This window comes from Undibacterium paludis, assembly GCF_022568815.1.
Taxonomy (GTDB): Bacteria; Pseudomonadota; Gammaproteobacteria; order Burkholderiales; family Burkholderiaceae_D; genus Undibacterium.
Genome location: NZ_JAKZHX010000022.1, coordinates 47,766 through 73,313 on the forward strand (window position 1 = coordinate 47,766; position 25,548 = coordinate 73,313).

A 25,548-nucleotide genomic window follows, 5' to 3' on the forward strand; every position below is an offset into this window, starting at 1 on the left:
AGTCTGACAGCCCAGCTTTTGCGGAAGCCAATGCATGTCCACATCCAGCAAAGATAACTTGCTGATATCATCTCAGGATGCATAAATGATCATGAGCAATGACACATCCCCAATGACAGAACACTGGATAACAACCGATGCAGGCCGCCTGTACGCCCGCAACTGGCAAGCCGCAGACAGGCAGGGTCATTGCAAGTCGCCCATTCTGCTACTGCATGACTCGCTGGGCTGCGTTGCCCTGTGGCGCACTTTTCCTGCCCTGCTGGCCGCGCAGACCGGCAGGCAGGTGATTGCCTATGACAGGCTGGGTTTTGGTCAGTCTGATGCACGCAGCGATGTGCTGGGCATGGATTTTATCGCGCAAGAGGCGACCGGCAATTTCCCGGCATTGCAGGCGCATTTTGGCTTTGAACGCTTCGTGGTGATGGGCCACAGCGTCGGCGGCGGCATGGCCGTGCATGTTGCCGCCCGCCATGCCAACACCTGTGACGCATTGATCACCGAATCAGCCCAGGCTTTTGTCGAGGACAAAACGCGCGCCGGCATCATCGAGGCGCAGCAGCAATTCCGGGAACCGGGCGCACTGGACCGTCTGCGCCGCTACCATGGCGACAAGGCGGAATGGGTGCTCCACGCCTGGATCACTACCTGGCTATCGCCCGCCTTTGCCAACTGGTCATTGCGTGAAGTGCTGCCGCTGGTGACCTGCCCGGCCCTGGTGCTGCATGGTGAACATGACGAGTACGGATCAAGCCTGCACCCGCAACAGATAGCCACCCTCACCAGCGGCCCCGCGCAGCTGGACATCATCGCCGGCGCACAGCATGTGCCGCACAAGGAACAAGAAGACTGGGTAGTCAGCAGGGTCGGCCGGTTCCTCGACAGCAATTCTTGAAAGCAAGTCAGCAGCGTTGACCAACAGCGCTGGTGCGGTGCAAGCATCGCATGCCACTAATCCTGATGGCCGCCAGTACGCAGCTCGCCATCTGGTCGCGTCCCCAATCTTGTCATCCGACAAGAAATCCGCCTGTTTTTACAACACTTCTTTAAATATTGAAAAAGCTAGTCATATTAACAACCACCCAAAAGGGGCAACGCGGTAGTATCGCAAATACTGTTATCAATTTTTTATCATTCATATTGGATAAGCGCATCTGAAATAACAGGAATTGCGGCGACCGCACCAAAAAAGCAGCATGAGGTTTGATCTTGACAATCAAAAAATAAAGAGGTTCCCATGACCAGCGACAATGCATCAACAGACGACAAACAGGGTTCAGGAGAAAACGCACAAGATGCGGTTTATTTTGCAACGGTGCAGTCGTCCGAACAAACATCTCTGGGCTTGGACGAATCCACATTCTTCCTGGGAAAAAAACCACAATCTGTTGGCTTGGCCCTATCAGGCGGCGGGATTCGCAGCGCCACATTTAACCTCGGCATTCTTCAGGCACTGGCCTCCAAAGGCAAGCTAGCTTCGTTTGACTATCTGTCGACGGTATCTGGGGGCGGCTATATCGGTTCGTGGCTGACGGCGTGGATACATCGCTCCAGTCTGGCAAATGTACAGGCAGAGCTGACGAAAGTGGGAAGCAGTCATGAGAAATCACTTTCAAATCAGGAACCTCCCCAAGTCAACTGGTTAAGGCGTTACAGCAATTACCTGACGCCGCAAGTCGGCCTCTTGTCAGCAGATTCATTGACCATGATCAGCATCTGGTTGCGCAATGTCACTCTCAACCTCATCATCATTCTGGCTTTTTTTTCTTTTCTTTTTTTGTTGCCCAAGTTGATGATGCCTGTCGTTGAGGCACTGGTGAAGGACTACCGCCCGGCGCTGGGCATTGCCGCTGCATGGGGTGGGATTTTTTTCATGCCGACTGTCATGATGCTTAATTTCCAGTATGCAGAAAATACTTCAGGTGAAAAGAAATCCTGGTTTACCACGACAAATGGAGTGGCGTTAACCGTTTTGCTGCCTGCTACCTTTGCAGGACTAGCCGGAAGTATATGGCTTTTTGGTACCGCAGGTTCGCCACCGGAAACCAGGTTATTCATCTGTTTGCTTGCTACTTTTTTCTTGCTGATGTGGGCGATCTGGCTGCTTATTGTCATCTATAAATTTTTTCCTAAGTGCCCCAGTTGGAAGGAAATCCGGCAATATGTTTTTGAAGCTTTCATCTTCGTCATGGCTGGTGGCATATCACTGGCCGTTGCCGCTGGTGTTCTGGCTTATGCAAAAGATCTCTTTATCTTCGCTGACGACACACATCTGTACGCTGCCCTGATCACTTTTGGACCAACCGCTTTTCTGGTGACATTCGGTTTCACCGGTTCTATCTTTGTCGGACTGGTAGGGCGGGTCTATTTTGAGCGAACACGTGAATGGTGGAGCAGGATGAATGCGTGGCTGATAACGATAGGGCTGGTATGGTTTGTGCTGACATCATGCTCTTTCTATGTTGCAGCGCTGGCAGAGTGGCTTGTTCTTGAAATTGGGATATGGGGTAAAACTGCTCTCAGTGCAGGATGGCTGGCAAGTTTATATGGCGTCTTCTTCAGTCCCAAGAAAGAACCAGGTTCGGAGTCTGATCGCATGCGGGTCAAACTACTGAGCAGCGTGGCTGGCGTCATTTTTTCAGTAGGTCTGGTCATCGCCATCGCGTTCCTGACTGAGCTTGCACTCACAAAATCCGCAGGCATAGAAAAATCACACGTCCCTACCTCACACGGGACCAGCAAGATCAATGTCGACTTGTCTGGCCAGCACATTACTATCAACAGTCAGATAAAAGCAAATGAGGAAAAAAATACGTCTCCCACGGTTTTCGTGAATGCTCACTTTGATGAGTTGAAACAACTTCTGGAATTGAAACTGGGCCCGACAAATTATCTGCCCATAGCAGCATTATTCTCACTTCTTGTACTGCTCCTGTTTGGCTGGCGTGTCGATGTTAACAAGTTTTCCCTGCATAACATGTATAAAAACCGCCTGATACGTTGTTATCTGGGCGCCAGCAACCCAAGTCGCCATGCGCACCCATTTACCGGACTGGATGACAAGGACGACATAGCATTGACAGCGATGATAAAAAAAGAGGGCGACCAACAAAAAGAGGTCATCCAGCGCCCAATTCACATTATCAATACCACACTGAATCTCACGCAGGGTGACAACATGGCCTGGCAAGAGAGAAAAGCTGCCTCTTTTTTCCTGACCCCAGCCTATTGCGGATATGAACTGGGGAAAACCCAGGGCGAAACGACGCATCCCAGTAACAGCACAAGCCAGCCTCATCCCGGCTTCAGGACAACAAATGGTTATGCCAAAGCCGACTTGGAAGAACATGGCTTCAGCCTGGGCATGGCGATGGCAACTTCAGGAGCAGCTGCAAGCCCCAACATGGGTAAAGCCTCAAGCCCGGTACTGGCGTTTGTCATGACTTTGCTCAATATCCGCTTGGGAAGATGGAGCCCCAATCCGGCAAAAAACAAATGGAAACACCCTGGCCCACGCTTTGGCTTGTTCTCTCTGTTACAAGAATTGTTTGGCTACTCGAACGAAGAATCGAGCTTCGTCTGTCTTTCCGACGGCGGACATTTTGACAATACCGGCATCTACGAACTGGTGCGAAGACGATGCGCCGTTATCTGGATTGTAGATGCAGCAGCAGATCCTGACCGCGGATTCGAAGTCCTTGCCAAGGCAATTCGTCAATGCAGGATAGACTTCGGTGTCGAGATTTCTCTCAATCTGACCACACTCAGAGGCACAGATAAAAACCTGCCTGAAACAGCTTTCTGCAAAGGAGATATCATCTATGGAGGGGGTTGGGAAAATGGTCAGATCATTTACATCAAACCCACGGTTTGCCACCAGCAAACCGAGCCCGTCGACATTCTCGATTATAAACAACGTAATCCAAGCTTTCCGCAAGAAACAACGGTGGACCAGTTCTTTGGTGAAAGCCAGTTTGAAAGTTACCGCAGGCTGGGTTTGCATATAGGTACAAACTGTATCTCTGCATTTGGCAACACACTCCCTGATGTCGCCCTCAAGGCATACACGGAGGAAAATAAGACCGACAAAGCAGCCCAAAATAGCACCACAAAGTTTTCATGGACCTCGTTCTGGCGCGAAATCAAAAGCAAAATCAAAAGCCAAATCAAAATCAAAACCAAAACCGAAAATTCTTCCTGGACTTGGTTTTGGCGGTTTGCGAGCGCCACGCTGGCTTTGATGTTATCCCTGGCTCTGTTCAAATCCTGGGCGCTTCCTGAACTGCCATTCAAGGGTGGAGATACATCAACCTGTATCACATTACTTTATGCCAAAACACTTCAACCTGTATGCGATGGCCCCACCCCCTCACAGGTAATGGAGCCACAAGAAAAAAACGCAAAAACCTTCGTATTGGCCTACCTCATTGCCGACAATCTCTTCATTATCGCTTACACGGGTTTGTTCATTTCAGGTTTTCTGCTGATACGGAATATACTGATTGCAGACCAAAGCCAGCTCAGGGCTTGGTTCACGCCTGTAATGTGCTTAGTCCCTCTCGCGGGTGCAGCGATTGACTATGCTGAAAATTTCATATTGATGATCGCCGTGGATAATCCTGTTGAAAAGATCAGCTACCACATCATGCTGGCGCACCCGTTTGCCGCACTCAAGTTCCAGGTCGCTGGAGTAAATGCAGCCATACTGCTCTCCCTGGGTCTGATCACCTGGATTATGGTGTATAGAGAAAAAAAGAAGTAGATTGAACTGACGTCACGTACTGAACAGATGTGACGGCCAGAAAAACACGCGGAGTCCGCCGCCCCAAAGCGGACTCCGCACTAACTGCGTCATCAGGAAAATAGGCCAGCCTCCTAAAAAAAGATCATCGGCGGATGTTAAAACTCATCCCACTCATCATCCGCCTTGCTGGCCGCCTTGGGTGCCGCTACTCGCGGAGCTGGTTTTGATACAGGCTTGGGAACAGGTTTAGGGGCTGGTGCAATCCGTGTTGTGCTTGGCTGGGGTTTGCTGGCGGCAGCCTGGGCATCATCAAGCTTGAACATGCTGATGATCTGCGACAGGTGTTCTGCCTGTTCCTGCAGGCTTTCGGCAGCAGCGGCGGCCTGTTCGACCAGGGCGGCGTTTTGCTGGGTCATTTCGTCCATCTGGGTGACGGCGTGATTGACTTCTTCTATGCCTGAGCTTTGTTCCTGGCTGGCGGCGGTGATTTCGCTCATGATGTCGGCCACCTGTTTGACCGAGGTGACGATCTGGTCCATGGTCTGCCCGGCATCGTCAACCAGTCTGGCGCCGGAATCGACCTTGACGACGGAATCATCAATCAGCGCCTTGATTTCTTTGGCGGCCGTGGCCGAGCGTTGCGCCAGGTTGCGTACTTCGCTGGCGACGACGGCAAAGCCGCGCCCCTGCTCACCAGCCCTGGCAGCTTCGACGGCGGCATTCAGGGCCAGGATATTGGTCTGGAAGGCGATACCGTCGATGACGCTGATGATGTCGACGATCTTGCGTGAACTATCCTTGATCGAATCCATGGTGGTGACGACCTGCGACACCACTTCGCCACCCTTGCCCGCCACGGTGGCGGCAGAGGCCGCAAGCTGGTTGGCCTGGCGTGCATTGTCAGCATTTTGCCTGACGGTAGAGGTCAGTTCTTCCATCGAGCTGGCGGTTTCTTCCAGTGAGCTGGCCTGGCTCTCGGTGCGAGCAGAGAGGTCGGCATTGCCGGCGGCAATCTCGCCTGATGCCAGCCTGACAGAACCGCTGGTGGCGCGTATATCGACCAGCACCGAGGCGATCTTGTCGACAAAGCGGTTGAAGGCGGCGCTGATCTGCGCCAGTTCGTCACTGCCGTCACCGGCCAGGCGGCGCGTCAGGTCGCCTTCGCCGGTGGCGATATCGGCCATGGCGTCGCGCACCAGTTGCAGCCGCTTGAGTGCCTGCGACACCAGTGCGGTCAGTACAACAGCGGCCAGGGCCACCACCAGGATGGCGGTGACGGCGGATGCGGTCAGCATGGCCGTCAGCGCCTGGGTGGCTTCTGCCCTGTCAAGCACGGTGGCGAGCAGCCAGTCAGTGCCGCTGATTTTGGTGACGAACAGCATGCCTTCGCGCCCGCCCAGGTGCACGGTGCTGCTTTGCTTGGATGCTTCTGTGCTACTCAGCAACTGCGTGGTCAGGCTGGCGTCGAGGTCACTCAGGGGTTTCAGAGTCAACTTTTGGTCAGGGTGGGCGATGATCTTGCCGCTGCCATCGAGCAAAAAGGCATAACTGGCCGGGGTCGGCTTGATCGAGGCGACATTGCTGGTAACCGCATCAAGCATGACGTCGGCCGCCGCTACGGCGCTGATGCTGCCCTTGGCGCCGATGGGGTCAGCAAAGGTGACCACCAGCTTGCCGGTGCTGGCGCCGATATACGGTGCGGTGATGATGGGGCCGCCCGCTTCGCTGGCCTTGATATACCAGGGCCTGGCGGTCGGGTCATAGTCTGCCGCCCGTTTGCGGTCTTGTGAAAAGACTGCATGCTTGTCGGCAAACCCGATATAGGCCATGTCAAAGCTGCCAGCCACTTCACCGGCCTTGATGGCGCCCAGCGGCTCTGGCAATTCTGCCGCCAGCTTTAACGAAGCCACCGCCGCCTGCTTGGACTTGACCCACTCGGTAATCGCGCTGGCATGGCTTTCAGACAGCTGGAACAACTGGCTGTTGAGCGCCTCCATGGTGCGCGAGCGGGTAGTAAAGAAGTTCGCCACCACCATGGCCAGCATGGCGATCACGACGATGGAGACACAAATACTGATCAGCTTCCTGCGTAGCGACGAAAAAAACATACCAGTTCTCCCATGCTTGGTCAAAGGTGGAAAATGTAGCAGTAAAGTCTGGAACGGCGGACGACAGCAAACAACGGCAAAATCATTATACGGGCGAGAAATCAGGCCAGGAGTTGCAAATTAGCCACAATTTCCCCTTCCCTTTTGCGTTACTGCGCGCATTTTCGTTGTTTGGCGATTACGCTTGCACCATTCTGCCTGATGACTGTGCTGTCACCCAAAAAAATCTACCCCTGCGCCATGATGCCACCAGGCAAGTGCGGGCATTTGTAAAATGTTGAAACATCCTTACAAGAATTTGGTTCGCTCGTGCACTATGATTAAAATTATCCTTATCTATCAATGACTTGAACCGTCGAACCACCGAACCCTCGAACCATTAAATCATCGAACCATGAATGCACTGACTGCCCCCATGCCGCAAAGCTATCTCGCCAAAGAGACAGCGGAACTGCTCCGTATAGGCATACAGCCAACCCTGGGTGATGAGGACTATGCCGAGATCGAGGACATCCTGTCCCGACGCGGCGTCGACCTGACCGCCTTGCGGGCGCAACGTGAGCAGTATGCGAAGCTGCTTGCTCATGGCGTCGACAAGGCCAGGGCCGGCCTGTACCGCCGCGCCATGGCGGCGCTGATTGACACCATCGGCATTGCCGTCATCCTGGCGGTGTCGGCCCTGGTGATCACGGTGTTCATGCCCACTCTGTTCAAGCAGACCAATCGCGTGCTGGTCATCCTGCTCTTCACTTACCTCCTGCTCAAGGATGGCTTTAGCGGCCAGAGCCTGGGCAAGCACATCATGCATATCCGCGTGGTGGACGCCCAGACCGAACAGCCATGCAACCTGCCGCAATCACTGTTGCGCAATCTGATGGTGCTGACGATGATAGACTGGATCTTCCTCCTCGGTCGCAGCCAGCTGCGCATGGGCGACATGCTGGCCAAGACCAAGGTCGTGCGGGTGATGTAAGGTTAAGCGCAATCCCACCGCCATTCATCATCACCCCGTTCATTATCATCTCGTAGCTTGGGCTAAAGCTTTATCAGCCCAACCCCAGGCGCAGGCGCAGGCGCATCCACATCATTGTACGATTGAATCCTTATTGCGCAAGCCTTCGCGGCTAAAGCCGCTCCTGCATGGGTATTACCGGGGCCTGCCCGCCGCCACTGTTACAGGAAATTGGTCGCATCAAAGCCAACGAGGCTCAGGTTGTTGACGTTTTTGAGTGTCCCCACCAGCACCACTTCATCGGGCGTGATGTTGGTCACGTCCAACTGATTGATGACATACCAGATGCTGGCGTCACCGATGATGTCCGCCGTGATCACCACCATCTTGCTGGCCACCGTGGGCGCAGCAAACGCCTTGCCCGCGCCAAACAGCGCCGCGATCTTGGTCGTGTCCAGGTTATTGCCCTGCACGGTCAGCACGTCGCCATTGGTCCAGGCCTTGGGCGTCGTGGCAGCGGCATTGACGGCGGCGATATGGGTCGTGCCGGTCTTGTTCAGAAAGGCAGAAAAATTCAGCACGTCGCCGCCCTTGCCTATGGTGTAGCCATAGATGGTGTCGAGGCCGTTGGCTACCGGCGTCATGCCAAAGACAAAGGTATCGACGGCGCTGCCGCCCTGCATGGTATCGTTGCCGCCACCGCCATCAAAAAAATTCGGGTAGGACGAACCGATCAGCATATTGTTGGCCGCATCGCCCTTGATGGTGGTCGTCACCGTCACCTTGCTGCCGCCGGTTGTGGTGGTCGATGTCGTCGCCGGTGCGACCGAGCTCAGGTCCACATGGTCCACCTGCTTGATGTCGCCACTGAGCAGGGCCAGCGGCTTGCTGTCCAGGGTCAGCAAATCACTGTTCAGGTCCACCAGCAGCGGTGTGGTCAGTGCGCCCTTGCCGCCCAGCACATGGCCGGTTTCATTGAGGGGGATGTCAATATAGTTGATCTGCAAGTCTGATTTGGTGGCATTGAGAATATTGGCCGCCTTGCCGCCGGTAAAGGCCGTGTTGTCCAGCGTCACCGTCAGGTTGCTGACATTGTTGGCGCTGGCATGGGCCGTGGCGGTGCCGATCAGTGTCAGCGTCGCCGTCGTATCGGTAGTCTTGGTCAGGCTGGCGGTCAGACCGGTGGGGGTATTGGTGATCTTGCCCAGGGTCGCACCGACATTGCCCTTGAAGGTGTCGCCAGTCAGGGTCAGCACGATGTTGTTGGCGATGGTGCCGTCGTTCAACTGCTTTTCATTGAAGGACGGCGCTGAATAAGAAATGTTGCCAAAGGTCTGGGTCACTTCTGACGCTGCCGCCACCTTGAGCACCAGTTGCTCGACATTGGTGGGCGCTGCCGCTGCTTCGGCGGCGGTGGGCATGCGCCCCAGCAGCGTGGTATAGACCACGCTGGCATAGACCTTGGTGGAAGCAGATATCTTGAATTCCGGCGACTGGGCAAACTGGTTGACGATCTCGCCGCGCGCCATGCCGTTGTTCATCTGCTCTACCCAGTAATCACGGCCCGCTGTGTCAGCAGCACGGCCAAGCACGTTTTTATAGATCAGGTCCAGAAACTGGGTATTGCTGAGATTGGCCCCATACTTGGAGACAAATTCCTCCGACTGGGCAAACACCTGGGCAATCTGGCTGTTGCTGCCACCGTTCCTGTGCACGCCCATCCAGAAGGTGAAGCCGTCGGTGTCGGGGATGCGGTTAAAGGCAGCCAAGTAGAGGCGCACAATCTGCTCTGCCACCGGGCTGTATTCAGGGGCAATCAGAAAACTGTATTCGACACCAGCGCGTGTCAGCAGACCAGAGTCGATGCGGGACGCATACTGGTCCACCAACTGCTGGTCGGGTTGCCTGTCCCATAATATCTGGAACAGGCCAGTGACAAATTCCTTGTTCGTTTTAGCCATTATTACACCTGCGCTGGTTTGCGGCACACATTGCAGCAAATGTTCATAGAGGAAACATCAAGCCTGCCTTGGTTTACGGCAAATTTTCTCAAAGTTTCAGTCTCACGGCGACCAATTAGCTGCCAATATGCCTTGATAAGCCCCACCAATACATGCCCTTCCCGGCACTTGACCAATAGCAAATACCTGACTTGCCAGACGGCAAAAGCCTGATTGAAGCAGTATATGCCAAAACATTTGCACACAATTCACACAACAGGGGCGAAAAAGCCCGTCAATTCTATTTAGTTATGATCTGACAATTGATAAAATAAAAACTATGCATTATCCAGGCTTTTTCATTCACCATGAAGGAGGCAACATGCAGCAAAGCAACAGGCTGACGTTCAAACCGGCAGCTGACTTCATTGCCCGCACCATCTTGCTGCATGTCCTCAGCTACCTGGTCATCGGCGCCATCTCTTATCGCCCGTATGCCTACCGCATGTGGGAAGGTGATCATGCCGTGCCGGGTCTGCGCGATCCGCGCGGCCAGTTTGTCCAGACCTGGATTTTACCGGCCCAGCTATTGCGTGGCATACTGCATGGCCTTGTCTTCCTGCCGTTGCGGCAAAGTCTGCTCAAGCAGGGCAAATGGGGCGGCCTGATCCTGGCCGCCACCCTGGTCTTTATCGGTGCGGTCGGCGGCATCAATGGCGCGATGGAAGCCCTGGTTTACACCACTGGCTTCAATCTTGAATTATTCTTCACGCACTTTCCTGAAATTGTCGTCCAGACCCTGCTGTTTGCCTGCCTGCTGCTGGCCTGGGAAGCGCGCATAGACAGGAAGAACCTGCAAGCTCAGTCTGCCACTCCTGCGCAGGCTGCAATGAATAAAAGCTGATTTGGACCCTATCATGAAAATCGTCGTCCTCTTTCCTACCCAGACTGAAGCCAGGCTGTTCCAGCGTGATGATGTCATCAGCATCATCTGCGGTGTCGGCCTCACGGCTGCGGCCCACGCCACCCTCAGCGCCATCTACGAGCATGAGCCGGACATGCTCATCATGGCCGGCATTGCCGGCGCCTACCCGCATTCCAGCTTCAAGATCGGTGACGTGGCCCTGGTAGAAAGCGAAGTCGAAGGCGACCTCGGTTTTTTCACCCCCGATGGTTTCACCCACCTGGCCCACCTGCCCATCGATATGGAATTTGAACGCAGGCATACACTCACCTGTCCCTGGCTGCCCGCCGACAACACCGGCACCGGCCTGCGACTGGCGCGCAGCATGAGCCTCAACGCCGCCATGGCCCACTACGTCGACACCGAATTTGTCGACCTGGAAAACATGGAAGGCGCCGCCTTCTTCTACACCTGCCTCAAAGAAGACCAGCCCTTCCTGGAACTGCGCGCCGTCTCCAATTTCGTCAATGTCGACAATGACGAATGGGACATGCAAGGCTCCATCAAAGCCATGACAACCGCCCTGAATGACTTGATAGACCAGTTGATGACAGCTGATGAGCTGATTGACGAAGCCAATCAATAAAGCAACAATCACCCGTCAGCAATCACTCATTGACAATCACTCATGAACAATCACAGGCAGCACGCACCAGACGCCAACTTCGCATAGAACACCCTCATGCCCGGCAACTGATTTTTTTTAAAACGCATCTCACTTATTTCATGAACGGCCCAGACCCAGGTAACAAACACCCCATGCAAGGCTTCCCGCAAGTCTGCTATATCAAAAACACCGTCAGCAATCCCAACATCATCATTGGCGACTACACCTATTACGACGACCCCGAAGATGCAGAAAATTTCGAGCGCAATGTGCTCTACCATTTCCCCTTCATCGGCGACAAACTCATCATCGGCAAATTCTGCGCCATCGCCCGTGGCGCAAAATTCATCATGAACGGCGCCAACCACAGCATGTCCGGCATCTCCACCTACCCTTTCCAGATCTTCGGCAACGGCTGGGAAAAAATACCGATGGACTTCGACACCCTGCCCTACAAAGGCGACACCGTCATCGGCAACGATGTCTGGATAGGCTACGAAGCCCTCATCATGCCCGGCGTCAACATCGGCAACGGCGCCATCATCTCCTCACGCGCCGTCGTCACCAGCGACGTCCCACCCTACACCATCGTCGGCGGCAACCCCGCCAAGCCACTACGCAAACGCTTTACCGACGACATCATAGAAACCCTGGAACAAATCGCCTGGTGGGATTGGCCGGTAGAAAAGATATCACAGCATATCGGTGTGATTATTGCAGGGGATGTGGGGGCGTTGAAGGCTTGTGGGTAGAAAAAAATGTGTTCGTCCGTAATCCGTAGATGCGATGAGCGAGGTGCAATCGCACGCATGGCAAGCGCTGATGACAGTTGCTATTTGTAACCGTTAAAAGCTGCGATTCAAAATTTTGCAAGCAGATGCGATTTGTCTTTCTGCTGTTGTTGATGATAGGTCCACTATTATGGGGGTGCTTGTATGTTCTTTTTTACCTACAAACGTTGATTGGCGACTACAGGTCGGGGGTAGCCCGACAGCTACTCACTTTTCTTGTCTCGCCAAGAAAAGTAAGCCAAAGAAGGCGCCCCAGGCGTAGCCGCCCCCTAAAGGGGGTTCCCGGTTGTGCAGTACAAAAAATGGGAAGATCCGAAAACTCGCTGCGCTCAAACATCGGCTCTTCTTGATCCATTTTCTGTACCGCACAACCGGCGTCTACACATGGGAACAGCGAAAGTCAAAGACAACTGCAACTGCAACTGCAACTGCAACTGCAACTGCAACTGCAACTGCAACTGCAACTGCAGAGTCTCGTTGATTAACCTTATCCAAGGCAATTTGAATCGCCGCTGTAGTGACGTTGCTTTTGACTTTGGGGCTGTTTTTGAATTTGGGGTCGCTTTTGATCTTTGCCCTTCCGATGTGTCGATGCCTTTGCTGCTAGGCAGAAAATGGAAAAAGAAAGGCCGATGTTTGAGCCGCAGGCGAGTTTTCGGACTTTCCCATTTTTTGACTTGCTGCAAAGGGAACCCCCGCAGGGGGCAGCGACGCCTCGGTCGCCTTCTTTGGCTTACTTTTCTTGGCGAGACAAGAAAAGTGAGTAGCTGTCGGGCTACCCCCGACCTGTAGTCGTCAAATAACGTATGCAGGTAAAAAAAGACTTAACATGCACAATACCGGTAAGGCAATTTTCAGGCCAAAAGTTGGGCTGATGATGCCTAGCCCAACCTACGAAGCTGATTAACCTTATCCAAAGTAATTTGAATCGCCGCTGTAGTGACGTTGCTTTTGACTTTGGGGTTGCTCTTGATCTTTGTCGTTACGATGTGTCGATGCCTTTGCTGCTAGGCAAAAAATGGAAAAAGAAAGGCCGATGTTTGAGGTGTAGCAGGGGTTTCGTGGTGCATGCACCACGCCTGCGTAACGGTAATCGCTTGCAAGCGATTGTGCGCCCTGCAAGGGTAGCGAGTTTTCGGACTTTCCCATTTTTTGACTTGCAGCAAAGGCCCCCCCGCAGGGCGCAAGACGCCTCGGTCGCCTTCTTTGGCTCACTTTTCTTGGCGAGACAAGAAAAGTGAGTAGCTGTCGGGCTACCCCCGACCTGTACTCATCAATCAACGTATGCGGGTAAAAAACACTCATACCATGCAGGACACTTATTATCGATAGCATCAGGAAGAGACAGATCACGTCTGCTCGAAAATTTTTGACCCATCGCTTTTTACGATACGAATAGCAACCGTCATGTCAGCGCTTGCATCTGTCAGTTACGACGTTTTTTCAAAATCAGTTTGAGTGAAAAATAGTACACTTGGCACATTCAATTTTTAAGAAATCAAATGTCAAATAAAAAACACAGACGTATTTCCAAATATTTCCTTTTGGGCGTGGTGATCACTGCGGTGACTTATTTCGCAGGTTACTACTTTTCCAGTACAAGTGAAGCATTTGGAGCGGCAAAAGATTTTATTCTTCAATCTGCGATCATTCAAAAAGAAGTCGGCGAAATTACTGAAATGAGATTGTCTCCTTTTGGATATGAGCTGGAGTCAACTGGTGATCAGGGATCTGCCGAATTTGAATGCAGAATAACTGGCACAGCAAAAAGTGGAAAGGTTTATGTTACCCTGAAAAAAAATTCAGCTGCATGGCGGGTAATTCAGGCAAAATTACAAATCGACAAATCTGAAATTCCATTGATTCAGACCCCATAGGTGCAACCCACAAAGACCAGTCAGGTTGATAAGCACTGCGAAATCGTTGGCACAATAATCCTGTTATGCTTCATTAACCCAAGCCCGTAGGTGCGATTAGCGCAGCGTAATCGCACCCACGTCAACCGCCTACCGCTGACCTTGTCCCACATCGCTTAACAAAAAAATCCAATCATAAACATGTGCCAAAACCAGACTTGCCTTCATTCTAAGGGCATCATACATGCGATTACGCTACGCAAATCGTACATACAGGCCGTTTCGAGGCCAAATCAAACGAGGCATGCAAACAGCTACTCAATGCACCACGCTATACAACTGCCGCATTGAATCCTTGACGTTCTGCAATGACCCGACGATGACATAAGACCTGAAGTGATAGCTGCCGGATGGATTGTAGATGCGGAATACATTATTCCATTTGACGGTATCCGCGAACCTGAAGCGGCCATAGCCTATGCCAGGGAAAGAGGTTTGTGGTGAATCCGGTGAATAGATTCCCATTGCCCATCCGCCGTCTGGTGTGGCAAAAATGATGGGCAGGTTTTGTTCGCCCGGGCCGTCGCTTAATGGCGCCTCCATGACGGCATTGTTTTTGACGTCAAATGTATAGAATTTGGAAAACTCCGGCGGCATGTAACCTGTCAACACTTCAAATGTACCGAAAGAATGCGTTTCATTGCTGGGGATGGTAAATTGGGTCAGGTACTCAATCACATGCGCCATGTTGGGCAGGCCGATGGTGATTTGCTTGTTGAGGATATGGTTTGATACCTGGTTTCCGCCAACCGGGTTCCAGAATGCCATTTTTGTCTGTGTCGCCAGGACATTGCTGGTTGCCCATGCGCCTTGCAGGATACTGCTGCTCGGACTTGGGTTGACGCCATTGTAGGGTACCGCTGCCCCGGCTTCCGTCGGATTGAACGCTTCTCCCAGATTATCAAATGACGAAGCAGATTGCAGTTGCCGGCCATGGTCATAGTCGTTGATAAACTCCTTCCCTCGCCATGTCAGGGAACAGACAGCGCCCGCATCGTAGGAGCATGTCCGGATGGTGATGGGCCATGGCCCTGCCATCGCCGATATGACCTGATCGGCATGCGCCTGGGCCTGGAAAAACAGATTGCTGCAAAGTGCTAAAAGTACTGAGGCAAAGTAGATTTTGCGACCAGTTTTTTTCAACTTCATTTCAGATACCGTTTTGAGTGGAGTTGCTATTGAAGTCATTACATTCCCTTTTTCAGTGATAGATTGACATTGTTGACAATAATATTTGCGCCTTTGATTGCATAAAAATATAGCATTTATGTTAAATATATTAATATAAGTTTAATTTTGTTACATTTGCAACGCTTCGTGCAAATCAAATCGATGTGAAATCAATAGCCAGACAGGTCTGCTGAACTGCCCACAGAGATGATGACTACGTGCCTGCAATAGCCGCAGACTTGTCATTGATCATTGATGTAGCAAGGCCCCCTGCATCAATATGCTGCGCAAGGCATTATCATGATTGATTGAAAACCTGTGCAGGAACCTTGCCAAGCCCTCTCTGCATCTCTTCCATCTCGGCAGGACATGATCTGGATTACAATGCCGTCACAATAAATAAGCAGAACGTCGCCTCCATGAATGAACAGGAATTCTGGCGCATTGTCGCCGAAGTCAACCGCCTTGCACGTTATCAGCGTTACCGCGCAGAAGAACTGACAAACCACCTCGGCAATTTGTCACGTGAGCACATCGTTGACTTCTATATTCATTTCAACAGGTTCATCAACCAAGCCCATATTGGCGACGTATATGGCGCGGGTAGCCTGTTGGGGCAGCACTATATGTCTGACGATGGTTTTGAATACTTTCGCTACTGGTTGATTTCCATGGGGCAAAACGCCTATCAACAGGCGCTAATCAATCCGGACAGTATGGCTCAGCTGGAGCTTACCCACGACAGGGAAGGCTATCCGCGCGTCTATGATGAATCCTACTGTTACGCCATTTATGACGCCTATGAAAAAGTCACTGGTGAAAAAATCCACAAAGAAGCCAAAGTGCAGGAATCCTGGCTTCATTTGCCAGAGCGTGCCGACTTCAACTGGATGGATTACAACCATGTCACCCTGGCGGAAAAATTCCCGCTGCTGTGGGCTACCTACCTGGCCAATAACCTCGATCATGATGCCGCTCGCAAGAGATTCACCATCAATAGTGAAGGTATCTCAGGAGATGACTGATGCAGCATGAGCGCGCGGCATCAGCAGCCTCTCTGCACAAAGTCTCGCAGACTCAATGAATATTGATCCAGGCACAGGCAGCATCAACTCTTCTCTACATAAACTTCCCGCGCCATGGTGACGACGTCGTCCACGCTGAGTTCGCTGAAACTGCCGATGTGCAGATGCGGTATTGCGGCCCTTTCCAGTACAACACGACTGGCGAATTTGAGGCGGGCCAGCATCAGGTGTTTTTTCTGCAGGTACAGCGCTGCGCACAGGTCCGCGAGCGCCTCTATGCTGGAGCTGTCAAGGTCAGGCGATTCTTCCAGGCTCATGACGACTACCCTGGCATCACTGGCGGCGGCATATTGCCTGGCCAGCGCCATGGCGCGCTCGGCATTGCCAAAGAACAGCGCCATTTCCGGCCGCAGGATGAGTACACCGGGAATGATCCTGGCCTCAGGGTAATTGACCAGGTTGACAAAATCATGGCCGCCGTTGAGGCGGCCGAGTACACTCACGTTCGCCTCAGCCAGTCTGCGCAAGAGCATCAACAGACTGAAGCCGATGGCGACGAGCAAACCGTCCAAGACACCGAGCAAGAGCACGGCAACGACAGCGGCAAGAGCCACAAACCTGTCGCGATGCAGTTTGAAATAGCCATAAAACACCGAAGGCCGCAGGGAATGACTGACGGCATGGATGACAATGGATGCCAGCACAGGCACCGGCGTCAGGGCAATCACCGGCAGGAGTTTGAGCACGATGAGCAGCAACACGCCGGCTGCCGCCCAGCCCGCCAGTTTGCTTTTGGCCCCATAACTCTCATTGGCCGCCGTGGCGGAAAACCCCGCCCCCACAGGCAAACCGTGAAACAGGCCGGCAAACAGGTTGGCAGCCCCCAAGGCCAGCAGATCACGATTGGGGCTGACCGTATCGCCGTGGCGCAGTGCAAAATTGCGTATGGAACTGTATGACTCGGCATACAGAATCAGCAGCATGGCGATACTGAGTTCACCGATGCGCAACCACTGTACATAAGTCATGGTGGGCAAGGTGGGCACCTGTAATTGCAGATCGACGGGGCCGACCACCTGCACGCCAAGGCGGGCCAGGTCCAGCCACTGACCGGCAGCAATGCCCAGGGCCAGCACCACGAGACCAGCAGGCATATAGGCGATACGTGCCAGCACATACAAAAGCAGCAGGGCCAGCACGGCAAGAGCCAGTGAAGGCCAGTTCCAGTCGGTAAAATGGGAGAACAGGTTATAGAGGAAGCGCGGCATGTCCGTGCTGTGCACCTGCACACCCACGACGTGGGCAAACTGCTTGATGACGATGACAACTGCCAGGCCAAAGGCAAAGCCACGCAGCACCGGGCGCGCAATAAAGTCAGAAATACTGCCCAGCCTGGCCGCGCTGGCGAGCAAGAAAAACGCCCCTGTCATCATCACGAGACCAGTCGCCACCAGCACGCGCAAACCAGCGTCGCCATTCGACATGGCCGCCGTTGCCGAGGCCAGCACCGCTGCGGATGAAGAGGTCGCCGCCACGATGGCAAAACGGCTGCTGCCGATGAGCCCGTAGCAGACCAGCCCGGCAAACACGGCAACGATGCCTGCCTGTGGCGGCAGGTTGGCAATGCTGGCGTAAGCCACCGCTTCTGGCAGCAGCAGCCCGGCCAGCGATAAACCCGCGATAATGTCAGGCCAGGCCCAGGTTTTGTTCATGTTTTTTCGACGACGTAGAGGTAAATGTGTTTTGTGGCGATCCGACCATATTGTGCAAATAATATAGCAAGATGTACGCAAACCACCGCATCGACCTCACAATTCCCGTCACTGGCAAGCTCCGGCGCAACAGGACTGGCCAGTATGGCCCTCATCATGGCAGCACCGTATGTTCGTAGCGTTTGACATCCAAGCGGCGCAACAGCACCCAGTCAGTCGTGCCACAGCTACTTGAGAAGTATGCGCCCTGTCAAAGTCGAACAGGGCTGGCCTGGTCAAGAATCAAGTCGCGAGTGCTCGCGTGCCGACTCTTTTCTTCACAACCGCTTGTAAAACCGCCGTCCAACAGTGTCTATGAAACAAGACATGAAAGCGAGCAGGTCAGAATTTGATGTAACCGCCGGGTCATCATCCGGCGCCGACTGACATGCATGCGGGGCTGTACCTGAGCTGCGCCGGATGTCGCCCTGACCCTGCTGACGCTTGCAACAAATCGTCAGCAGGGTCTAAGGAATGCAGCACTCCCTGTTATTTTTCTGCGCTTTTCGTCAGCGTTTTCAAATAACTGATCAGGTGTTTTCGATCCTCCGGGTTTTTGACACTGACATTCATGCGCTGGCCAGGCACATACGCTTCAGGATCACTCAACCACCGGTCGAGCGTGATCTCATCCCAAACAATCGTTGACTGACGAAGCGCATCAGAATATTCAAAACCTGGAACGCTGCCTGCTTTTCGGGCAAACAGATTGGCGTGCTTAGGGCCTATCCGGTTACTGTCAACTGAGTGACAGGCAAAACATCGCGCCTGGTAAATGGCCTGACCTTGCTGTACATCCGAAGCACTGTCAGCAAGTGCATCAGTAGCAGCCCACAACAATGCCAACGGCAACAGGAAAAGAGGCAGTGAACAGTAATCTGCTGACAGTACAATGCCTTTTCTTTTTGAGTCAGCCATATTCAAGCACCAAAGCTCAATGCATGTTGAGGCAAGCTTGTGCCCAGCGCATTCGACAGGATAGTCCAGTGCATGGTCTCATCCGCCGCAAGCCGGCCAGAAATGTTAGCAAGTTCGCTGTCTTTAAAAGAAGGAATGACCGAGAGATAGGCGTTTGCTGCACCTTTCTCCAATCGTTGTGCCAGTGTTAAAATATCCACTTGCGATTTGATGAGATTTGCTTGCAGGGCTTCAGCGTACTCATTCAATTTTTTCTCGGTCACTGCATTGCCACCGAGTTTTTGAATTGTGCCAATCAGCGCATCGCGATGTTGCTTGTGATGGCTTTGAAATAATAGTGCAATATCGAGCACTGGTTTTTGCAAAAGGCCGCTTTGTGCACCCAGGGTGTAAGCACTGATTGCCTCATGTTCAAGCGCCAATGCGACATTGAGTATTGCAACGTCTTTGCCCGGGTCACCGGAACTGTTGGCGGCCAACACATCATGCCCTCCAAGCATGGCCACTGCAGCGCCAGAGAGTGCGATGCGACTGGTTTTTTGGAAAAATTGACGCCTGTTACCGGATAAGGCGATGTGATTCAAATCAGTCATTTTTTATCTCCACGTCTATGCTCAAGATCGGATTTCAATGCAAGGATAATTTCGCTTGCATCAGTTATACGCAGAACATCAGAAAGCAGATTCAGATTTGAGCAATGATTGATGCTCTCTTGAAGAACAGGCTGTCGAAAATCTCCGTGATCAAAGAAATGCCGAGACCAACCTGTGGATATGCCTGGTCAAATTTTGGTGCAGGCATGTTGCCACCGCACTGTGAGCGCATCAGTTTTTTCATCTCACGGGGGTGGCGTCTTTGATGAATATTTTGTGACGAATCTTTTGATGCGCTGGCCACTCGTGCGCAATCAGCCTGGATGCATGACGCATGTACTGCCCAACAAAAACATGGGCTGGCGTACATGCCGCTGATTGCGCCAGGTTTTACTTGCTGACAATAGGTCTTTGCATGGGAGCCAGTTTGGCGACCAGTTTATTGGCAACGGAAGTGGAGATATGATTTTTTTCCATGGCAATCTGCAGGTCTTCTGCCAGCGCATTGAAATGTGCATTGCTTATTTCCATTCCGTCATGCGTTGTGTACATATCCCGGCCTTTATACTGGCATGGCCCACCTGCGAGCTCACAGAATTGGTCACTGAGTAATGCGGCCAGTTGTTTGGTATCCACCTTGGTAAAAAATCGATTGATACGCGCATCACCAAGCACGAGTGGAATAAAATCACCGACAATTTTATCTATGCCCGCTTTAGCGCCCAAGCCTTGATAAATACTATCGTCTGTGTTCATGTTTTGCGCTAGCGCACTGCCGACGCCTGCAAAAGAGACGATTGCGATGAAAGCGGCTTTGGTCGTGACTGTCTTAAATAAATTTTGCATGAGTTGCTCTCTTTCTACAAATTTGTTGAATGTATCGATCTGATCTTGTGATCTGCCTTAGAAGCCTGCTTGCACGGATAAATACCAGCCACGTTGTTTCTTTGGATTGAATATGGTGATATCACCCAAGTTAACGTAGGCTGCAGTAACCGACAGGTTTTTTGTAGGGAAATACGCGAGGAAGGCGTCGTAATAATCCTTTTCGTTATCTACGCCCAAATTGTGCGGCTTCATGCGGTATTCGGCACCAAGCACCAGTTTTCTATTGAGCAGATATGCAATGGATCCTTCAAACTCTGGTTCATAGCTGTCTTTCTTGTCACCGCCAAAACCAAGCAGGCCCATCTGGTTTGCCTTGGTCAAACGTAGCGTTCCATTGAGCAAAATGCTCTGTGCCAAATAGAGCTTGGTCGCCGACACATAGTAATCAACCCCACGGTCGTCTTTTGCACCCAGCTGTTTTACATTGGTGACTCCCAAGGCCCCCAATCCACCAATCGCACTGTCACGTTTCATCATGGCGCCGACCGCAATCTGTGGCAACCAACCTGTCTGGTCATATACCGCGTCACCAGCGACCCTGACTTTGAGTCCAAGAATATCTTGTTGAAGTTTGAGCGCATTCAACGGTGCCAGGCTACCTGTGAACTCCTGCCTGGCAAGCGACAACTCAACCCTGTCGGCAATACCAACTGCCACGCCATATGTTTTCAGCGCATAGTCCTGCGTACTGACCTGTGTGTAATGCGCATTAGCGCCGTAACTGTCACGTGTGCCATATCCCGTGATTAACGCCCACGGCGTCAGGCCACCGCCGCCAGCCCCCTCAACCTGACTGACACCGCCTGTCGCAGTGAGTTTGCCCATGTCCGGGGTCAGTACGTCTTCTGCATTGGCTAACAGGCAGTTGGCACCCAACCCGCCTACAACCGCTAAATGAATCAGTTTTTTTATGATTGACATATTTTTCTCCACAAATAATGACAAGAACCAACAGTAAGATTGTTTGATTTCAGTTTATTACTGATAGCTATACGCACTGCAAGAGCATCTGGATTCACTTATTTTAAAATTTGATAAAAAAGTATTTCGCAGCCGCCAGATGTTTCTGATCATTTGCCTGGCGAACTCAAACATCAATGACTTGCCGCCTCTTGCCCAGAAAGTAAATGGCTTATCCAAGGCGCGTTGATATCTCTCTTAGCCCAGGCACTCTCATTGCCGGGGCTGGCGCTGAGCTGGGGCTGGTGATGATGGGGTGTTGCAGGAATGGCGGACAGCAAAACGGCGTTAGCTATACATAGAAGCAGGCGCTGAGGATAATTGGCGACAGGAGGATCGTTAATTATTGATATCTGGTTTAACTGGAGGCAAAAAAAGAGTAAGCTTGACCAGCATCACCGGTTCATTTATTGTCATTTTGCAACATGTTTGATACAGATTCTTTGATGTCTTATGTTGAAATTTCAAATCGGGATAAATAACATGAAAACTTCTCTCACATCGCTGGTACTGGGATTTTGTCTATTTGCCTTCAACCTGCCTGCTTTTGCTGCAGATCGGGGTACGCAGGATGAAGCCGTGGCCCTGGTCAAAAAGGCAGGCGACTACCTAAAGAAAAATGGCAAGGAGAAGGCATTCAATGAATTCAACAATGCAAAAGGACAGTTTATTGATCGCGACCTCTACATTTTCGCCTTTATGGCAAATGGCGATGGCGTAGAAAAAGCCAACGGCGGCAACAATAAACTCGTCGGAAAAAATGTGCTTGAAATGAAAGACGCTGACGGGAAATTCCTGATCAAAGACATACTTTCCGTCGGCATGGGCAAAGAAGGAAAAGGCTGGGTTGATTACAAATGGCCAAACCCTGTGAGTGGCGCCATTGAAAACAAGAGAACGTATGTGGAAAAGTTTGACGACGTCTTGATTGGATGTGGCGTCTACAAATAGCCTGTTATTGATGTGAAGCTAACCCCTGGGCGTGTTAACAGACAGGCCGAAACCAGGTAAAAGCCAGGTCAAAACCAGGTAAAAGCCAGGTCAGCATCACATGACAAACGCACTTGCCCGGCTTTCAGAAACCCTTGCGTTTCAAGGAAGGTTTCACCATTCAAGGATTGTTGAAAGGGCCACCATGCAAGTGCACACTATCCTGTCTTTTGGCGGCCATAGTGAAGCCGCCATCCGGTTTTATACCGAGGCGCTCGGCGCGGAGCTCATCGTCATGATGCGCTGGAAAGACAGCCCGGACCCGGCCTTGCGCACGGTCTCGCCTGATCCGGACAAGATCATGCATGCCTCATTTCGCATAGGCGAGACCACGCTGATGGCAAGCGACGGCGTCGAAACCCTGAGCCAGCCGGACATCAGGGGTGTGACGCTCTCGATTGAAGCCCGGGATGAAGCCGAGGCAAAGCAGTTGTTTGACGCCCTCAGCGATGGCGGCAAGGTGCAGATGCCTTTGACCAGGACCTTCTGGTCATCCCTGTCAGGCATGGTGACTGACCGCTTTGGCGTGTCGTGGATGGTGAATGTCGCCAGTCCATAGTACGCCAGCCCCCATGATCAGCCAAAAGTGAAGGCAAACACCCCTGCACCCGCATCAAGAAAGCGGATTTCAAACGTGCATTCCTTCACCTTGCCGGACTGGCGGGTATCCATGTTTGATCAGCCTCACCCGTCTTACTGTCTGCACGCTTGATCAACGGTGGATTCCCGCGTTAAAGCATGCGGGCATGACGGTTTGGGGTGCACTGCGCTCATTGTGATCCAGGCATGGCCGACGCAAAACCGTCTGGGCCAATGTCGCGTCAGCCCTGATTTATTGAAGGCCATGACAAAGATGCTATACTAGCTTGCCAAGTTAGCAATGCCCCTGCTTTACCGCAATTTGATAGAGCGATGTGCATCTGCCTGGAAACCTTGTGCGCTGCTGAATCAGTTGCCCCGTCAGCTGCCCCATCAGCTGTCCAGTCACGCGCCGTTTGACAACAAGTAGAAAGGATCTGGTTGTGCCATTCAATGCCACTGCTTCACCGTCGCCCCGTCCACCAGACACAGGACTGGCAAAGCACCACCGCATCAATACCATCCGAGTCATCCTTTCTTCGGCGCTACTGACTTTTCTGACGGCTTCCTGCGCGCAGAGCCATGACCCGGCGGCGCAGGGAAATCATTCTTCGGGTAATGCCACTTCCTCCACTTCGACAGCAAACAAGAAATCTATGGAAACCACGCACCAAAACGCCTCCACGGCCACCCCGCACATCACTGCTGAAGACATCAGCACACGCATGCTGGGCCTGATTGCCAGCATCAAGACGGCGGGTGATTTGTCTGCCAACAAGCTGGAAACCGCAACCGGCCTGAAGGTCTATGTCAACCCCGACAATCCCGGCAAATTTGCGGCCGGTGCAAAAATAACGGATACCTGGTTCGTTAACATCAAAGTGATCAAGGGCAGCACGGCAGGCACATCGAGCCGCCTGATGTTCTCTTTTGATGACCAGACCAATAGCAATGCCGATATGGCCGCAGTCTGCCAGGTCGATTTTGATGCTTACGCAAAACGGCTGACCGAACTTGGCTTTCAATCAACCCCCTATCATGGTGAACACAATCGACTGATACACTGGAATTTCACCCGCGACAAAGTGGCCTTGCAGATTTCCATCCGTGGCGAAAGCAATGACAAAGTGAACCACAAGTGTGTCTCCATGATCGTTGCCGACATCCAGGAGTGATGAGCCATGAGCGGACCCGACAACAAGCCCGTTACAACGCCAATACCAACGCCAGTACCAACGCCAGCACAGCCCACTGCCGAACAAAAGCTCGATAAAATCATCAAGGATTTTGGCGACGCCAACAAAACGGCGACCAATAACCCTGGTGACGACCTGGCCAAGGTCCTTGATGCTTCGCCTGACCTGAAAAAGCGCATACTCGACTCAGTCGATCAAGGCTACCTGACCAGGTTCCAGGCGCTGCCCGCCAATTCAGGCACAGGCGGCTCCTATGACCCGACCGCAAAAGCCATCAATGTGCCGATGGATGTGCTCAAGCAGGCCGACAAGAGCACCTACGACAAGGGCGAGCTGATTTTTGTGATGGGCCATGAAATCCAGCACTCATTCAATGCCGCAGCCACCAGCAAGACCACACAAGACTTTCTTGATGGCGCCGGCAATCTGGCACAGAGCAAGGCGTCGCCGCACGACTACACCAAACTGACCGGGGACTTTATCGACGCATCGCGCAAAGACGAAGCATCTGCGCATATAGGCGGCTTCAATGCGATTGCCTCACAAGCCCGAAAAAACAACCCCCAAGCCACGCTGGAAGACATCTTTGATACCGCCCCTGGGCGCATGCGCGACTTCATCACCGTCGGCGGCACACCGCCCAATAACACCTACACGATGAAGCCCGGCCTGACCCTCAATGCCGACATGAGCATGCCCTATTCACCGGACAATATTGCGTCCATGGGCAAGTACTACTTTGATAAACCCGCCAGTGAATCACAACTGGGGTCACGCGGCAATCTTGACTACACCAATTTCTACGGCAGCTGGGCAGTCGGTGTCGTGGGTAACAATGAGAAGGTGTACCAGGATTTTTATCAGAAAAACGACAATAAATACGTCGTCCCTGAAGTGCAGTTCGACATGAAAAAACTGGGCTTGCAACAAGACCTGGTCACGCAGAACGTCAAATTCTCTGACAACAAAGCCTTCTCTTATGTCGACATCAGCGATGGCAAGAAACAGGCCTCGACATTCGACCCCAACGCCCCTCCTGCCCCCAAGCCACCGGCAAACCCCGTCACCAGCCTCGCCCAGGCAAAGGAGGCCAGACCAGAACTACCCGAGGGCACCGCTGCCAAGGCCGACGCAAAAACAGAATCACCCTTGTCATCCGTCAGCCGCATCAGCCTGCTGACAGGCGACAACACCCCCTCAAGCCGCCTGCTGGCAAGCCTGCCAGAAACACCCAGGGCAGAGCAGGCCAAGCCGCGGTGAAAGCAACCCGCCACCTTCGCGCAGGAACGGCTTTAGCCGCGAACAGCCTGTACGGCCAGGCATTCGCGGCCAAAGCCGTTCCTGCGAGACATCAACGACAGTAAAGCAGGTCGGGCCGTGCCAGCAAAGTAAGGTAACAAGACATCACGTGGAGTTTCACACCAACTTCAACCCTATGAGTTGGTCAAATTCCGCA

20 protein-coding genes are annotated in these 25,548 nt (G+C 52.5%); 12 read left to right on the plus strand and 8 right to left on the minus strand.

Translation table 11 applies throughout. The features are described from left to right. Positions 1–85: 85 nt before the first annotated feature. Together LZ463_RS27220 and LZ463_RS27225 are read left to right on the plus strand one after the other, a co-directional pair. A complete protein-coding gene (locus tag LZ463_RS27220; protein WP_489686156.1) occupies positions 86–895 on the plus strand; it encodes an alpha/beta fold hydrolase in 810 nt (269 codons plus the stop codon). 342 nt (positions 896–1,237) lie between these two features. After that, the gene (locus LZ463_RS27225; protein WP_241459472.1) at positions 1,238–4,762 is read left to right on the plus strand and encodes a patatin-like phospholipase family protein; all 3,525 of its coding nucleotides are present in this window, start codon (positions 1,238–1,240) and stop codon (positions 4,760–4,762) included. A 137-nt stretch (positions 4,763–4,899) separates the two neighbouring features. Here LZ463_RS27225 and LZ463_RS27230 read toward each other — a convergent pair whose 3' ends face one another. After that, positions 4,900–6,852: a methyl-accepting chemotaxis protein gene (locus LZ463_RS27230; RefSeq protein ID WP_241459473.1), complete on the minus strand. Its 1,953-nt coding sequence runs from the start codon at positions 6,850–6,852 to the stop codon at positions 4,900–4,902. Between the two features lie 394 nt (positions 6,853–7,246). Between LZ463_RS27230 and LZ463_RS27235 the strand changes: the two genes are divergently transcribed. Further along, positions 7,247–7,825: an RDD family protein gene (locus LZ463_RS27235; RefSeq protein ID WP_241459474.1), complete on the plus strand. Its 579-nt coding sequence runs from the start codon at positions 7,247–7,249 to the stop codon at positions 7,823–7,825. Between the two features lie 200 nt (positions 7,826–8,025). On the opposite strand, the gene LZ463_RS27240 is transcribed toward LZ463_RS27235, so the two are convergent. After that, the gene (locus LZ463_RS27240; RefSeq protein ID WP_241459475.1) at positions 8,026–9,765 is read right to left on the minus strand and encodes a DUF4214 domain-containing protein; all 1,740 of its coding nucleotides are present in this window, start codon (positions 9,763–9,765) and stop codon (positions 8,026–8,028) included. Positions 9,766–10,126: 361 nt separating this feature from the next. On the opposite strand from LZ463_RS27240, the gene LZ463_RS27245 reads away from it, so the two are divergent. The 4 genes from LZ463_RS27245 to LZ463_RS27260 all read left to right on the plus strand — a co-directional run bounded on the left by LZ463_RS27245 (position 10,127) and on the right by LZ463_RS27260 (position 13,983). Further along, positions 10,127–10,648, plus strand: coding sequence for a hypothetical protein (locus LZ463_RS27245; RefSeq protein WP_241459476.1), 522 nt, complete (start codon positions 10,127–10,129; stop codon positions 10,646–10,648). A gap of 13 nt (positions 10,649–10,661) precedes the next feature. Further along, the gene (locus LZ463_RS27250) at positions 10,662–11,294 is read left to right on the plus strand and encodes a phosphorylase family protein (protein WP_241459477.1); all 633 of its coding nucleotides are present in this window, start codon (positions 10,662–10,664) and stop codon (positions 11,292–11,294) included. A 140-nt stretch (positions 11,295–11,434) separates the two neighbouring features. After that, on the plus strand, positions 11,435–12,067 hold the full coding sequence (locus LZ463_RS27255; RefSeq protein WP_277624192.1) for a Vat family streptogramin A O-acetyltransferase: 633 nt from the start codon (positions 11,435–11,437) through the stop codon (positions 12,065–12,067). A 1,541-nt stretch (positions 12,068–13,608) separates the two neighbouring features. Beyond that, on the plus strand, positions 13,609–13,983 hold the full coding sequence (locus tag LZ463_RS27260; RefSeq protein WP_241459478.1) for a cytochrome c oxidase assembly factor Coa1 family protein: 375 nt from the start codon (positions 13,609–13,611) through the stop codon (positions 13,981–13,983). Between the two features lie 297 nt (positions 13,984–14,280). Here the strand turns inward: LZ463_RS27260 and LZ463_RS27265 are convergent, their stop codons facing one another. Then, the gene (locus LZ463_RS27265) at positions 14,281–15,171 is read right to left on the minus strand and encodes a hypothetical protein (protein WP_241459479.1); all 891 of its coding nucleotides are present in this window, start codon (positions 15,169–15,171) and stop codon (positions 14,281–14,283) included. 440 nt (positions 15,172–15,611) lie between these two features. Between LZ463_RS27265 and LZ463_RS27270 the strand changes: the two genes are divergently transcribed. Beyond that, positions 15,612–16,217 carry a DUF4240 domain-containing protein gene (locus LZ463_RS27270; protein WP_241459480.1) on the plus strand — a complete coding sequence of 202 codons (606 nt, stop codon included), beginning with the start codon at positions 15,612–15,614 and terminating at the stop codon, positions 16,215–16,217. A gap of 83 nt (positions 16,218–16,300) precedes the next feature. Here the strand turns inward: LZ463_RS27270 and LZ463_RS27275 are convergent, their stop codons facing one another. From LZ463_RS27275 to LZ463_RS27295, 5 genes are all read right to left on the minus strand, one after another. After that, on the minus strand, positions 16,301–17,929 hold the full coding sequence (locus LZ463_RS27275) for a SulP family inorganic anion transporter (protein WP_241459481.1): 1,629 nt from the start codon (positions 17,927–17,929) through the stop codon (positions 16,301–16,303). Between the two features lie 528 nt (positions 17,930–18,457). After that, entirely contained in the window at positions 18,458–18,886 is a 429-nt protein-coding gene (locus tag LZ463_RS27280; protein WP_241459482.1) for a c-type cytochrome, read from the minus strand. Between the two features lie 2 nt (positions 18,887–18,888). Continuing rightward, the gene (locus LZ463_RS27285) at positions 18,889–19,479 is read right to left on the minus strand and encodes a ferritin-like domain-containing protein (protein WP_241459483.1); all 591 of its coding nucleotides are present in this window, start codon (positions 19,477–19,479) and stop codon (positions 18,889–18,891) included. Between the two features lie 390 nt (positions 19,480–19,869). Then, the gene (locus LZ463_RS27290) at positions 19,870–20,325 is read right to left on the minus strand and encodes a group I truncated hemoglobin (RefSeq protein ID WP_241459484.1); all 456 of its coding nucleotides are present in this window, start codon (positions 20,323–20,325) and stop codon (positions 19,870–19,872) included. Between the two features lie 57 nt (positions 20,326–20,382). After that, positions 20,383–21,192 carry a DUF3034 family protein gene (locus LZ463_RS27295; RefSeq protein WP_241459490.1) on the minus strand — a complete coding sequence of 270 codons (810 nt, stop codon included), beginning with the start codon at positions 21,190–21,192 and terminating at the stop codon, positions 20,383–20,385. Positions 21,193–21,780: 588 nt separating this feature from the next. Here LZ463_RS27295 and LZ463_RS27300 point away from each other — a divergent pair. The 4 genes from LZ463_RS27300 (at position 21,781) to LZ463_RS27315 (ending at position 25,352) form a co-directional block, all read left to right on the plus strand. Further along, positions 21,781–22,278 carry a cache domain-containing protein gene (locus LZ463_RS27300; protein ID WP_241459485.1) on the plus strand — a complete coding sequence of 166 codons (498 nt, stop codon included), beginning with the start codon at positions 21,781–21,783 and terminating at the stop codon, positions 22,276–22,278. A gap of 184 nt (positions 22,279–22,462) precedes the next feature. Next, positions 22,463–22,876 (plus strand): VOC family protein, encoded by a 414-nt coding sequence (locus LZ463_RS27305; RefSeq protein WP_241459486.1) that lies wholly within the window; start codon positions 22,463–22,465, stop codon positions 22,874–22,876. A 463-nt stretch (positions 22,877–23,339) separates the two neighbouring features. Then, the gene (locus tag LZ463_RS27310) at positions 23,340–24,071 is read left to right on the plus strand and encodes a hypothetical protein (RefSeq protein WP_241459487.1); all 732 of its coding nucleotides are present in this window, start codon (positions 23,340–23,342) and stop codon (positions 24,069–24,071) included. Positions 24,072–24,077: 6 nt separating this feature from the next. Further along, positions 24,078–25,352 carry a hypothetical protein gene (locus LZ463_RS27315; protein ID WP_241459488.1) on the plus strand — a complete coding sequence of 425 codons (1,275 nt, stop codon included), beginning with the start codon at positions 24,078–24,080 and terminating at the stop codon, positions 25,350–25,352. Positions 25,353–25,548: the final 196 nt, after the last annotated feature.

Excerpts from the sequence above, each read along its gene's own strand:
- LZ463_RS27220 (WP_489686156.1), top strand. The coding sequence starts at position 86 with ATGATCATGAGCAATGACACATCCCCAATGACAGAACACTGGATAACA.
- LZ463_RS27225 (WP_241459472.1), top strand. The coding sequence starts at position 1,238 with ATGACCAGCGACAATGCATCAACAGACGACAAACAGGGTTCAGGAGAA.
- LZ463_RS27230 (WP_241459473.1), bottom strand. The coding sequence starts at position 6,852 with ATGTTTTTTTCGTCGCTACGCAGGAAGCTGATCAGTATTTGTGTCTCC.
- LZ463_RS27235 (WP_241459474.1), top strand. The coding sequence starts at position 7,247 with ATGAATGCACTGACTGCCCCCATGCCGCAAAGCTATCTCGCCAAAGAG.
- LZ463_RS27240 (WP_241459475.1), bottom strand. The coding sequence starts at position 9,765 with ATGGCTAAAACGAACAAGGAATTTGTCACTGGCCTGTTCCAGATATTA.
- LZ463_RS27245 (WP_241459476.1), top strand. The coding sequence starts at position 10,127 with ATGCAGCAAAGCAACAGGCTGACGTTCAAACCGGCAGCTGACTTCATT.
- LZ463_RS27250 (WP_241459477.1), top strand. The coding sequence starts at position 10,662 with ATGAAAATCGTCGTCCTCTTTCCTACCCAGACTGAAGCCAGGCTGTTC.
- LZ463_RS27255 (WP_277624192.1), top strand. The coding sequence starts at position 11,435 with ATGAACGGCCCAGACCCAGGTAACAAACACCCCATGCAAGGCTTCCCG.
- LZ463_RS27260 (WP_241459478.1), top strand. The coding sequence starts at position 13,609 with ATGTCAAATAAAAAACACAGACGTATTTCCAAATATTTCCTTTTGGGC.
- LZ463_RS27265 (WP_241459479.1), bottom strand. The coding sequence starts at position 15,171 with ATGAAGTTGAAAAAAACTGGTCGCAAAATCTACTTTGCCTCAGTACTT.
- LZ463_RS27270 (WP_241459480.1), top strand. The coding sequence starts at position 15,612 with ATGAATGAACAGGAATTCTGGCGCATTGTCGCCGAAGTCAACCGCCTT.
- LZ463_RS27275 (WP_241459481.1), bottom strand. The coding sequence starts at position 17,929 with ATGAACAAAACCTGGGCCTGGCCTGACATTATCGCGGGTTTATCGCTG.
- LZ463_RS27280 (WP_241459482.1), bottom strand. The coding sequence starts at position 18,886 with ATGGCTGACTCAAAAAGAAAAGGCATTGTACTGTCAGCAGATTACTGT.
- LZ463_RS27285 (WP_241459483.1), bottom strand. The coding sequence starts at position 19,479 with ATGACTGATTTGAATCACATCGCCTTATCCGGTAACAGGCGTCAATTT.
- LZ463_RS27290 (WP_241459484.1), bottom strand. The coding sequence starts at position 20,325 with ATGCAAAATTTATTTAAGACAGTCACGACCAAAGCCGCTTTCATCGCA.
- LZ463_RS27295 (WP_241459490.1), bottom strand. The coding sequence starts at position 21,192 with ATGGGCAAACTCACTGCGACAGGCGGTGTCAGTCAGGTTGAGGGGGCT.
- LZ463_RS27300 (WP_241459485.1), top strand. The coding sequence starts at position 21,781 with ATGTTGAAATTTCAAATCGGGATAAATAACATGAAAACTTCTCTCACA.
- LZ463_RS27305 (WP_241459486.1), top strand. The coding sequence starts at position 22,463 with ATGCAAGTGCACACTATCCTGTCTTTTGGCGGCCATAGTGAAGCCGCC.
- LZ463_RS27315 (WP_241459488.1), top strand. The coding sequence starts at position 24,078 with ATGAGCGGACCCGACAACAAGCCCGTTACAACGCCAATACCAACGCCA.